Here is an 11,847-nt window from a genome sequence, read left to right on the forward strand (position 1 = left end):
AACAGGCTGACAGCGCGAGAACGGGAGCACGGGCACGCATGCGGTGCGGGTACGACGCGGGGCAGGCGCCACGGGTGCGGGGCGCACCGTACGCGGCAGGCGGCAGGCGGCAGGCGGCAGGCGGCAGGCGGACGGTGGCGCGGGGCGCGGGAACCCGCGGGCTCTAGGCTGCCCTCATGAACGCGACTTCCGCTCCGGCCACCCCCGAGACGTCCGCCTTCGCGGCGCCCCGTGTGCTGCTGCTGCACGGCCCCAACCTCAACCTGCTGGGTGAACGGGACCGCGACACCTACGGCAGTACCACGCTGACGGACGTGCAGGAGCGCACCCGCGCTCTGGGCAAGGAGCTGGGTGCCGAGGTGCGCTGCGCGCAGAGCAACAGCGAGGGCGCGCTCATCGACCTGATCCACGGCACCCGGGGCGCGGACGACGGCATCGTCTTCAACCCCGGCGCCTACGCGCACTACAGCTACGCGCTGCGCGACGCACTGGAGACCGTCGCCGGGCTGGGCGTCCCCTGCGTGGAGGTGCACATCTCCAACGTGCACGCCCGTGAGACCTTCCGGCACACCTCCGTCACGGCACCGGTGTGCCAGGGCATGGTCTCGGGGCACGGCGTCTTCGGGTACGAACTGGCACTGCGTTCCGTACTGCACCGCATCGCGGAGTGGAGCAGCGGGAAACCGGCCTGAGACGCCTCACTCGGTGCCCGTCACCGCCGTCAGGATGAACACCGAGTCCTCCAGCGCGAGGACACCGTGGCGCAGGTGCGGCACCCGTTGGACCTGTCCCGCGGCGATGTCCTGGTCCGCGGTTCCCTCGGTGAGCCGGACGCTGCCCTGAAGCACGTGCACGCTCGCCGCGGGGGGCGTGTTGTGCTCCTCCAGAAACGCGCCCTGTGTCAGCGCGATGACGGACTGCCGCAGCGGCCCGTCGTGCAGGAAGAGATACGCGCTGCGGCCGTGCGGGTCCTTCCTCGCCAGCGCCAGGTGCTCGGCTGCCAGTGCGGTCACATCATCCATGCGTCCATCGTGCCTCGCACGGCACACGATGCAACCGGGCGCGACCCGTGCGGGAGTGCACGCCTTCTCCGGGGATGCACGCCTTCCCGCGCACGATCTGTCCCGCCCTCCCCGGCGGCCCACCGCCGACGCCACCTGGGGCTCCCTTCTCCGTCCCCCCGGACAGCCGGGAGCCCGCGATGTCGGGGAGGGACCGCCAGGGCACGCCCCGGGGGAGGGCTTGCCCATCGGGCGGTGCTATCGCCTCCCCGGGGCGTACGGGTGCAGGACGGGGCGTCACTCACGTCGCCGCCCCTGCTGTGCGGTGCGGGTCGCCTGCTCTCCTCGGCCGGGCCGGACCGCGGCGCGGCCGCACCTGGGCCGGTACGGCTCCACCCGGCGATGTGGCGGCACCCTGCGGCCCCGCTCCGTACGTGTGCACCGACGACCCGGCGACCGCCCGGACCTGGTGGTCCAGCCGGGCCACCGCTGTACGACCGTGGACGGCGTCGAGATGTGCCAGGAGACCGCTTCGGACGTCCGCACCCGGGGCAGCGATGCGGACTGGACGGTGGCCGCGCCGGTTGCCGGCTCCGGGGGCCTCCCGCGCGGGTCTCACCCGACGGTTCACCGCGCTGGTGGGGAGCCGCCCATGGCCTGCCTCGCTCGCCGGCGGACCGATCCGGCCGCACGCCTGCCGCCCGAGCCCGGCGCCACACCGGGTGCCGCCGCCCGCCGGGTGGGTCACGCCGACGGCGCGCGCCGAGCACCGCCTTCGGACACCTCCGCGGGACGTGCCCGGCGCAGCACGGACGCCCCACGGGCGGAGCCGGACGGCGCACCGGCCGGGCCGTCGGACACCGCCGATGGGCGGCCCGGCACGGATGTCCGTGCGGGGCGGCATGCTGTCCGCACGTACCAGGAACGGCCTGCGCGGACCGACCAGCTTCCGGGCGCCGTGGCGTGGACCCGCGCGGCGCTACCGCCGGGCACGACGGGCATCGAGGTGCCATACCGGCACGCTGGGAACCGGGCCCGCCCCGCGTCTTGAACGCATCGGACGCCATCCAGGGAGCAGGGGCGCGGGGCTTACCGTGGAGCCCATGGGTGAGGAAAGCGGAGTGCGGGACGCGGACGACAGCGGCGGTGCCGGTACGGAGCACGGCGCTCTCAGCGTGTTGACGACGGTCGGGTCGCAGGAGGAGGCGCGGGAGCTCGCCGCCGGTGCCGTGGAGCGCCGGGTCGCGGCCTGCGCGCAGATCAGCGGCGCCGTCACCTCGGTGTACCGGTGGGAGGGCGCCGTGCAGACGGACCCCGAGTGGCAGGTGCTGTTCAAGACGAGCGCGGCCGCCTACGACGCCCTGGAGGCCTACCTGAGCGAGGCCCACCCCTACGACGTGCCGGAGATCATCGCGACCCGTGTGGTGCGGGGCAGCGCGGAGTACCTGGACTGGGTGGCACAGGAGACGCGGCCCGCCCGGTCGTCCTGAGTCTCCCTGCTGCGGCTACGGTCGGCGTATGCACGCCACCCACGGCACGCCCGCACCGGAGGGACCCGCAGCAGCAGGGGAGCCCGGCTCCCGGCAGGGGCTCCGGTACGCGCCGTCCGACATCGAGCGCTGGGTGCCGGAGCCGGACAAGCGCCCCGGGCGCACGGCCTTCCAGCGTGACCGGGCCCGCGTCCTGCATGCGGCGGCGCTGCGCAGGCTCGCCGGCAAGACGCAGGTCGTCGCCCCCGACACCGCGCCCCCCGGCTGGGACGCGACGCCCCGCACCCGGCTGACGCACTCCCTGGAGTGCGCCCAGATCGGCCGCGAACTGGGCGCCGCGCTGGGCTGCGACCCGGATCTGGTGGAGACCGCGTGCCTGGCTCACGACCTGGGCCATCCGCCGTTCGGACACAACGGTGAGGCCGTGCTCGACGAGATCGCCGCACCGGCCGGCGGCTTCGAGGGCAACGCCCAGTCGCTGCGGCTGCTGACCCGGCTGGAGCCCAAGCGGTTCGCCGCGGACGGGGAGGGGCAGGTCCAGGTCGGTCTCAACCTGACGCGGGCGGCGCTGGACGCCGCCACCAAGTACCCGTGGCGGCGCGGCCGGCATCCCACCGACCCGGCGTCGGGCAAGTTCGGGGTGTACGAGGCGGATCTGCCCGTCTTCCGGTGGCTGCGTGAGGGGGCGCCGGAGGGCCGCCGGTGCTTCGAGGCGCAGGTCATGGACTGGTCGGACGATGTGGCCTACTCGGTGCACGACCTGGAGGACGGCATCCGGGCCGGCCACCTGGACCCGCGGCTGCTGCGTTCCACCGCCGAACGCCGGGACGTCTTCGCCTGCGCGGCCGCCCGCTACGCGCCGGACGCGGACGAGGCGGAGCTGGCCGCCGCGCTGGACCGGCTGCTGGTGCGGGAGTGGTGGCCGCACGAGCACGACGGCACCGCCCTGGCGCAGGCCCGGCTCAAGGACGCGACCAGCCAGCTCATCGGCCGGTTCTGCCTGTCGGCCGAGGCGGCGACCCGGGCCGCCCACGGTTCGGGGCCGCTGTCCCGCTACGCGGCCGAGCTGATCGTGCCCGGCCCGGTCGCCCTGGAGTGCGCGGTGCTCAAGGCCGTCGTCGACCGCTACGTGATGCAGCGTGCCGAACTGGAGCAGTTGCGCGGGGAGCAGCGCGTCATCGTCCGGGAGCTGGCCGAGGCGCTGCTCGCCCGCGCCCCCGAGGGCCTGGACGCACAGCACGCCGACCTGTACGCCCAGGCGGCGGGGGACACGGCCCGGCTGCGGGTCGTCGTCGACCAGATCTCGATGCTCACCGATGCCTCGGCCCGCTCGCTCCACCGGGTGCTGACGGCCGCCGCGCCATGAGGGCGCCTCGCACCGGGCGGCCCGCCGGTCCTGCCCGGAACCCGTCGTGACACCTCCACGTCGCACCCACGTCTCTTCCCCACCCCCGGCTCTTCCCGCGCACGGTGCGATGGGGGAGGCTCACGGATGAACGCTTACGGATGACCACATACCGATGACCACAAACAGATGAACGCTCACGGTGGACGACGGGGGCCGACGGGGAAGTGCGCGGCCCGCCCGGGCCGGCTCTTCAGTATTCGAACAGGAGGCTTCAAGTGGTGGACGCACACCGAACGTTCGTCATCGTCGGCGGGGGGCTGGCGGGGGCGAAAGCCGCCGAGACCCTGCGCGCGGAGGGGTTCACCGGGCGGGTGATCCTGATCGGTGACGAGCGTGACCATCCCTACGAGCGTCCCCCGCTCTCCAAGGGCTACCTCACCGGTTCGAACGAACGCGACAGCGTCTTCGTGCACGAGCCCGCCTGGTACGCGGGCGCCGACATCGAGCTGCACCTGGGACAGCCGGCCGTCCGCCTCGACCCGGCCGGCCGGACGGTCGGGCTGGGCGACGGCACCCGCGTCCACTACGACAAGCTGCTGCTGGCCACCGGCGCCGAACCGCGCCGGCTGGAGATCCCCGGCACCGGGCTGGCGGGCGTGCACCACCTGCGCCGCCTGGCGCACGCCGAGCGGCTGCGCGGGGTGCTGACCGCGCTGGGCCAGGAGAACGGTCACCTGGTCGTCGCGGGCGCCGGCTGGATCGGCCTGGAGGTGGCCGCGGCGGCGCGCACCTACGGCGCTGAGGTCACCGTCATCGAACCGGAGCCCACCCCGCTGCACGGGGTGCTCGGCCCCGAGCTGGGCGCGCTCTTCGCGGACCTGCACCGCGAGAAGGGCGTCCGCTTCCACTTCGGCGCCAAGCTGACCGGCATCACCGGAACGGACGGCATGGTGCAGTCGGTGCGTACCGACGACGGGGACGAGCACCCCGCACACGACGTCGTCGCCGCCATCGGGGCGGCGCCGCGCACGGCGCTGGCCGAGTCGGCGGGTCTGGAGCTGGCCGGTGCGCCGGTCGGCGGCATCGCCGTGGACGCCTCGCTGCGCACCAGCGACCCGGACATCCACGTGGCCGGTGACGCCGCCGCCGTGCTCCACCCGCTGCTGGGCACCCGGGTGCGGGTCGAGCACTGGGCCAACGCGCTCGACGGAGGGCCGGCGGCGGCCCGCGCCATGCTGGGCAAGGACGTGTCCTACGACCGGGTGCCGTACTTCTTCTCCGACCAGTACGACCTGGGCATGGAGTACTCCGGTTACGCGCCGCCCGGTTCGTACGACCAGGTGGTGTGCCGGGGGGACGTGGGCAAGCGGGAGTTCGTCGCCTTCTGGCTGCGCGAGGGCCGGGTGCTGGCCGGTATGAACGTCAACGTGTGGGACGTCACCGGGCCGGTCCAGGATCTGATCCGCTCGGGCGTCGCGGTGGATCCGGACGCGCTGGCCGACCCGGGGGTGCCGCTGGAGTCGCTGGGCGCTGCCTAGTCCGGCGGGCGGGTGCCGCGTGCTCGGGTGGGTGCCGTGTGATGCCGAGTTGGCCTGCGGGGCATACGTTGCGAGGAAGACGGCGTACGAGGGGTACGCGGGCACCGGAGACAGCGGTGCCACGGAGCACCGGAACCGGCGGTGCCACCCCGCGCGCTCCCGGCCTGCCGCGCGGCGGCCCGCGGGCGTCCGCAGGGCGCCCCGAGACACAAGGACAGGTGGACGATGGCGAAGCAGACGGTGGCCGAGCAGTTCGTCGACACCCTGGTGCGCAGCGGTGTCGAACGGCTGTACGGGGTGGTGGGGGACAGTCTCAACCCGGTCGTGGACGCCATCCGGCGTACCCCGGGCATCGACTGGATCCAGGTACGGCACGAGGAGGCCGCCGCCTTCGCCGCCGGGGCGGAGGCCCAGCTCACGGGAAAGCTCGCCGCCTGCGCGGGCTCCTGCGGGCCGGGCAACCTGCACCTGATCAACGGGCTCTTCGACGCGCAGCGCTCGATGGCCCCCGTCCTCGCGCTGGCCTCCCACATCCCCAGCAGCGAGATCGGCACCCGCTTCTTCCAGGAGACCCACCCCGACCGGCTCTTCGTGGAGTGCAGCCACTACAGCGAGCTGATCTCCAGCGAGCAGCAGATGCCCCGCGTCCTCCAGACGGCCATCCAGCACGCCGTCGGCCAGCAGGGCGTCAGCGTCGTGGCACTCCCCGGCGACCTGGCCGCGCAGCCGGCGCCCGAGACCCCCGTCGAGCACGCGCTGGTCACCTCCCGGCCCAGCGTGCGGCCGGGGGACGCGGAGATCGACGCCCTGGTGCGGATGATCGACGAGTCGGACAAGGTCACCCTGTTCTGCGGGGCGGGCACGGCGGGCGCGCACGCGGAGGTCATGGAGTTCGCCGAGCGGATCAAGTCCCCGGTCGGACACGCGCTGCGGGGCAAGGAGTGGATCCAGTACGACAACCCGTACGACGTGGGGATGAGCGGCCTGCTGGGCTACGGCGCCGCCTACGAGGCCACCCACGAGTGCGACCTGCTGATCCTGCTGGGCACCGACTTCCCCTACAACGCGTTCCTGCCGAAGAACTGCAAGATCGTCCAGGTCGATGTGCGCCCCGAGCACCTGGGCCGGCGCACCCAGCTCGACCTGGCCGTGTGGGGTGACGTCCGCGAGACGCTGCGCTGTCTGACGCCGCGCGTGCCCGTCAAGACGGACCGCCGCTTCCTGGACCGGATGCTCAAGAAGCATGCCGAGGCCCTGGAGGGTGTCGTCAGCGCCTACACCCGCAAGGTGGAGAAGCACACCCCGATCCACCCCGAGTACGTCGCCTCCGTGCTGGACGAGGAGGCGTCCGACGATGCCGTCTTCACGGTGGACACCGGCATGTGCAACGTGTGGGCCGCCCGCTACATCACCCCCAACGGGAGGCGCCGGGTGATCGGCTCCTTCAGCCACGGGTCGATGGCCAACGCGGTGCCGCAGGCCATCGGCGCCCAGTTCCTGGACCGGGGCCGCCAGGTCGTCTCCATGTCCGGCGACGGCGGCTTCGCCATGCTGATGGGCGACTTCCTGACGCTGGTCCAGTACGACCTGCCGGTCAAGGTGGTGCTGTTCAACAACTCCTCGCTGGGCATGGTCGAGCTGGAGATGATGGTGGACGGCATGCCCGCGCACGGCACCAGCTACCGCGGCACGGACTTCGCGGCGCTGGCGCAGGCGGCGGGCGCCCACGCGGTCCGCGTCGAGAAGCCCAAGCACCTGCGCGGCGCTCTCAAGGACGTCCTCAAGCACAAGGGGCCCGCGCTGCTCGACGTGGTCACCGACCCGCACGCCCTGTCCCTCCCGCCCAAGATCACCCGCGAGCAGGTGAGCGGCTTCGCCCTCTCGGCCGGGAAGACGGTGCTGGACGGCGGCGTGGGCCGCATGGTGCAGATGGCCCGCTCCAACCTGCGCAATGTTCCGCGGCCTTGACCGCTCCCCGCGCCGCCCGGCTGCCTCGCCGGCCCACGGTCTGCGCCGCCTCGGGCCGGCACTCCCGGTGACGGCCCCGGCGGTCCGCGACCACCCGGCGCGGGCTGTCACCGGTGAGCCGTAGAATTCCCGCGTGGCTGGCAGGATCAATGACGAGGACGTGAAGGCGGTCCGGGACGCGGTCCCGATCGACTCCGTCGTCTCCGAGTACCTCCAGCTGCGCAACGCCGGCGGCGGCAATCTCAAGGGCCTGTGCCCGTTCCACGACGAGAAGTCCCCCTCCTTCCACGTCAGCCCCAGCAAGGGCCTGTACCACTGTTTCGGCTGCCAGGAGGGCGGGGACACCCTCGACTTCGTGATGAAGGTCGACCACCTGTCCTTCTCCGAGGCGGTGGAGCGGCTCGCGGGGCAGGCGGGCATCACGCTGCGCTACGAGGAGGGCGGCTACGGGCGCGCCTCGCAGCAGGGGGAGCGCACCCGCCTCGCGGAGGCCCACAAGGCCGCCGCCCGCTTCTACGCCGAGCAGCTCGACGGGCCGGAGGCCGAGATCGCCCGCAGGTTCCTCGCCGAGCGCGGTTTCGGTCAGGAGGCGGCCCAGCAGTTCGGGATCGGCTACTCCCCGGCGGGCTGGGACCACCTGGTGCGGTACCTGCGCGGGCAGGGGTTCACCGACAAGGAGCTGACGGTCTCCGGGCTCGCGCAGGAGGCCCGCAACGGGCGGCCGATCGACCGTTTCCGGGGCCGCCTGATGTGGCCGATCCGCGACATCACGGGCGATGTGGTCGGTTTCGGCGCCCGGAAGCTGCGGGAGGACGACCAGGGGCCGAAGTATCTGAACACCCCCGAGACGCCGCTCTACCGCAAGTCGCAGGTGCTCTACGGCATCGATCTGGCCAAGCGGGAGATCGCCAAGGCCAACCGTGCCGTGATCGTCGAGGGCTACACGGACGTGATGGCCTGCCACCTGGCAGGCGTCCCGACGGCCATCGCCACCTGCGGCACCGCCTTCGGCGGGGAGCACGTGAAGATCCTGCGCCGGGTGCTGATGGACAACGCCCAGTCGGAGGTGGTCTTCACCTTCGACGGCGACGCGGCGGGCCAGAAGGCGGCGCTGCGCGCGTTCGAGGACGACCAGAAGTTCGCGGCCCGCACCTGGATCGCCATCACGCCCGGCGGGATGGACCCGTGCGACCTGCGGCTGGCCGAGGGCGACGAGGCGGTGGCCAAGGTGGTCGAGAGCCGCACCCCGCTGTTCGACTTCGCCATGCGCTCGATCGTGGACCGGCACAATCTGGACACCGCGGAGGGCAGGTCGGCCGCGCTGGAGGAGGCCGCTCCGGTCGTCGTCCAGATCAAGGACCCCTCCATCCGGCGCGGCTACGCGGTGCGGCTGGCCGGCCTGCTGGGCATCGTGGACGAGGAGTTCGTGGTGCGCCGCGTCGCCCAGCTGGCCCGGTGGGCGCGCGAGCGCGGCCAGGCGCCCCCGCGTGCGTACCAGGGCTCGCGGGCGCGTGAAGCCCACGCGGTGCAGGCCCCGTTCGTGCCGCGCGGCCCCGCGCTGAACCTGCGCAGCCCGGCGCACCGGGTCGAGCGGGAGCTGTTGAAACTGGCGCTCCAGCGCCCGGAGCTGGTCTCGCCCGCCTTCGACGCCTACGGCGCGGACGAGTTCACCGCGCCGCCGTACGCGGTGGTGCGGCAGGCGCTGGAGGCGGCCGGCGGCGCCGAGGCGGGCATCTCCGACAGCGGCTACCTGGGCCGGGTGCGGGACGCGGCGCCGGACGACGCCGTACGGTCGCTGATCACCGAGCTGGCGGTCGAGCCGCTGCGCAGCTCCCGCAGCCGGGAGGTCGACGAGGCCTACGCGGGCGAGCAGTTGGTCGCCGTGCGCCGGGCCGCGGTGCTCTCCCGTATCACCGAGCTGGAGGGCACGGCCCGCCGGCTGGAGGCCCGCGGGGAGTACGAGCAGTCGGCGGGCGTGCGGCAGCAGATCTGGACGCTCCAGCAGTACGGCACGGCCCTGCGGGAGAGGGGCGCGGCGGCGCTCTGACCGTCGCGCGGGCCCGTGCGGGGCGGCAGCCGTGCCACTGGTGCCGCCTGTGCCCCTGCCGCCCCACCGCCCCGCCATGGTGCGTAGCGGCGCGTGCGCTGAGGGTCACATTCGGCGGAAAAACTGCGCGCACGCCTCTCGTGGCCGGGGTGTGTCCTGCCCCACACTGGTGAGCGGTGCCTGAGTCCTCGGAGCGGGGCGGTGTCGACCAGGACGGGTCGCGATCCCCCGCGGATCCGCACATTTCGTACGGGATGGAGCGCGGCCCGGCCGCAGCCGTCCCCGTCCCGCACGCCGCCCCCGAACCGGCAGCGATCACACTGGAGGTCGCCCCCGTGCAGACCCGGACCCTGAACGCGGCGCCCCTCGCCGCACCGGCAACCCCCCTCGATCCGCGTCCCGTTCCGCTCGTCACGCCCCCTTCGCCGCCGGCCCCCTCGACGGAGGCCGGGTCCGAGCCGGGTGATGCGTCCGAGGGCGGACAGGAGCAGCCCGCCGCCCGCCCGGAGCCGGCGGCCACCGGAGCCTCGGCCGACCTCTTCCGCCAGTACCTGCGCGAGATCGGCCGCATTCCGCTGCTGACCGCGGCCGAGGAGGTGGAGCTGGCACGCCGGGTGGAGGCCGGGCTCTTCGCCGAGGAGAAGCTGGGCAGCACCCCCGAGCTCGACAGCCGGCTCGCCCTGGACCTCGACCGGCTGGTGGTGCTGGGCCGCCTCGCCAAGCGGAAGCTGATAGAGGCCAACCTGCGCCTGGTCGTCTCCGTCGCCAAGCGCTACGTCGGCCGCGGGCTGACCATGCTCGACCTCGTCCAGGAGGGCAACCTGGGCCTGATCCGCGCGGTCGAGAAGTTCGACTACGCGCGGGGCTACAAGTTCTCGACGTACGCGACGTGGTGGATCCGCCAGGCGATGTCCCGCGCTTTGGCCGACCAGGCACGCACGATCCGGGTGCCGGTGCACGTGGTCGAGCTGATCAACCGGGTGGTGCGGGTGCAGCGCCGGCTGCTGCAGGAGCGCGGCTACGAGCCGACCTCCGAAGAGGTCGCCGCCCAGCTCGACCTGACGCCGGAGCGGGTCGGTGAGGTCCTGCGGCTCGCCCAGGAACCGGTCTCCCTGCACGCGCCGGTGGGCGAGGAGGACGACGTCAACCTCGGCGACCTGATCGAGGACGGGGACGCCCCCTCCCCGGTGGAGTCGGCGGCATTCCTGCTGCTGCGTGAGCATCTGGAGGCGGTGCTCTCCACGTTGGGGGAGCGCGAACGCAAGGTCGTCCAGTTGCGGTACGGGCTGATCGACGGCAGGCCGCGCACGCTGGAGGAGATCGGCAGCCTCTTCGGCGTGACCCGGGAGCGGATACGACAGATCGAGTCGAAGACCCTCACCAAGCTGCGGGAGCACGCGTTCGCCGACCAGTTGCGGGGCTACCTGGACTGACGAAGGGGCGGGGCCCGGAGCCTTGGTCCGGGCCCCCGGATCAACAGCCGTACGCGATACAGGAGTCGCCTCCCGTGCGGGGCATGAGGGCACCCTTGCCAGCCTGTTCGATTCCTCTCCATAATCACGGGATCTGCTTGGCATGCGCCCGTCATCGCGGGTGCGCCGCGCAACCCCCCACGAGAGGAAGCACGTTGAGGAACCCCACCAAGCACCTCAAGCACCTCAAGAGAGTCACCGCCGTCGGCGCCGTGGCGCTCGCCGCCTTCAGCCTCACCCCCGCGGCAGCCTCCGCGCTGCCCGCCGGCCGGCCCGGCGGCGACGGCGAACCGGGCGCCACCGTCGTCGGCGGCACCAAGGCCGAGCAGGGCGAGTTCCCGTTCATGGTGCGGCTGTCCATGGGGTGCGGCGGCTCGCTGCTCGAACAGGACGTCGTGCTGACCGCCGCCCACTGCGTCGACGGCAGCGGCCCGGACACCAGCATCACCGCCACCGGCGGCGTCGTCGACCTCCAGGACCCGGCCGCCGTCACGGCCAAGTCCACCGAGGTCCTCCAGGCACCTGGCTACGACGGCAACGGCAAGGACTGGGCCCTCATCAAGCTGGACAAGCCCATCGACCAGCCCACCCTGGCCATCGCCGAGGACGACGCCTACAACAAGGGCGACTTCACCATCGCCGGCTGGGGTGCCGACCAGGAGGGCGGCGACCAGCAGCGCTACCTGCTCAAGGCCGAGGTGCCCTTCGTGGACGACGCCACCTGCAAGGGCGCCTACCCCGACCTGGTCGAGGGCGAGGAGCTGTGCGCCGGCAAGCTGGACACCGGCGGCGTGGACACCTGCCAGGGCGACTCCGGCGGCCCGATGTTCCGCAAGGACGACGCCGGCGAGTGGGTCCAGGTGGGCATCGTGAGCTGGGGCGACGGATGCGCACGGCCGGGCAAGCCCGGTGTCTACACCGAGGTCAGCACGTTCGCCTCGGACATCCAGGCGGCCGCCGGCGAACTCGGCTGACCCCTCCGC

9 protein-coding genes are annotated in these 11,847 nt (G+C 73.1%); 8 read left to right on the top strand and 1 reads right to left on the bottom strand.

Annotation, left to right across the window (positions count from 1 at the left end; all coding sequences use genetic code 11):
- Positions 1-176 precede the first annotated feature (176 nt).
- Entirely contained in the window at positions 177-692 is a 516-nt protein-coding gene (gene aroQ, locus H297_RS0130150; RefSeq protein ID WP_027740092.1) for a type II 3-dehydroquinate dehydratase, read from the top strand.
- A 6-nt stretch (positions 693-698) separates the two neighbouring features.
- On the opposite strand, the gene H297_RS0130155 is transcribed toward aroQ, so the two are convergent.
- Entirely contained in the window at positions 699-1,022 is a 324-nt protein-coding gene (locus tag H297_RS0130155; RefSeq protein ID WP_027740093.1) for a cupin, read from the bottom strand.
- 1,082 nt (positions 1,023-2,104) lie between these two features.
- Here H297_RS0130155 and cutA point away from each other — a divergent pair.
- The 7 genes from cutA (at position 2,105) to H297_RS0130190 (ending at position 11,838) form a co-directional block, all read left to right on the top strand.
- Positions 2,105-2,491, top strand: coding sequence for a divalent-cation tolerance protein CutA (cutA, locus tag H297_RS0130160; protein WP_051352293.1), 387 nt, complete (start codon positions 2,105-2,107; stop codon positions 2,489-2,491).
- 28 nt (positions 2,492-2,519) lie between these two features.
- On the top strand, positions 2,520-3,857 hold the full coding sequence (locus H297_RS0130165) for a deoxyguanosinetriphosphate triphosphohydrolase (protein ID WP_027740095.1): 1,338 nt from the start codon (positions 2,520-2,522) through the stop codon (positions 3,855-3,857).
- 257 nt (positions 3,858-4,114) lie between these two features.
- Positions 4,115-5,377: an FAD-dependent oxidoreductase gene (locus tag H297_RS0130170; RefSeq protein WP_027740096.1), complete on the top strand. Its 1,263-nt coding sequence runs from the start codon at positions 4,115-4,117 to the stop codon at positions 5,375-5,377.
- A gap of 225 nt (positions 5,378-5,602) precedes the next feature.
- Positions 5,603-7,345: a pyruvate dehydrogenase gene (locus H297_RS0130175; RefSeq protein ID WP_027740097.1), complete on the top strand. Its 1,743-nt coding sequence runs from the start codon at positions 5,603-5,605 to the stop codon at positions 7,343-7,345.
- A gap of 133 nt (positions 7,346-7,478) precedes the next feature.
- A complete protein-coding gene (gene dnaG, locus H297_RS0130180) occupies positions 7,479-9,392 on the top strand; it encodes a DNA primase (RefSeq protein WP_027740098.1) in 1,914 nt (637 codons plus the stop codon).
- A 176-nt stretch (positions 9,393-9,568) separates the two neighbouring features.
- Positions 9,569-10,825, top strand: a complete 1,257-nt coding sequence (locus H297_RS0130185) for an RNA polymerase sigma factor (RefSeq protein WP_027740099.1) — start codon at positions 9,569-9,571, stop codon at positions 10,823-10,825.
- 194 nt (positions 10,826-11,019) lie between these two features.
- Entirely contained in the window at positions 11,020-11,838 is an 819-nt protein-coding gene (locus tag H297_RS0130190) for a serine protease (protein ID WP_027740100.1), read from the top strand.
- Positions 11,839-11,847 lie beyond the last annotated feature (9 nt).

This window comes from Streptomyces sp. CNT360 (assembly GCF_000424785.1).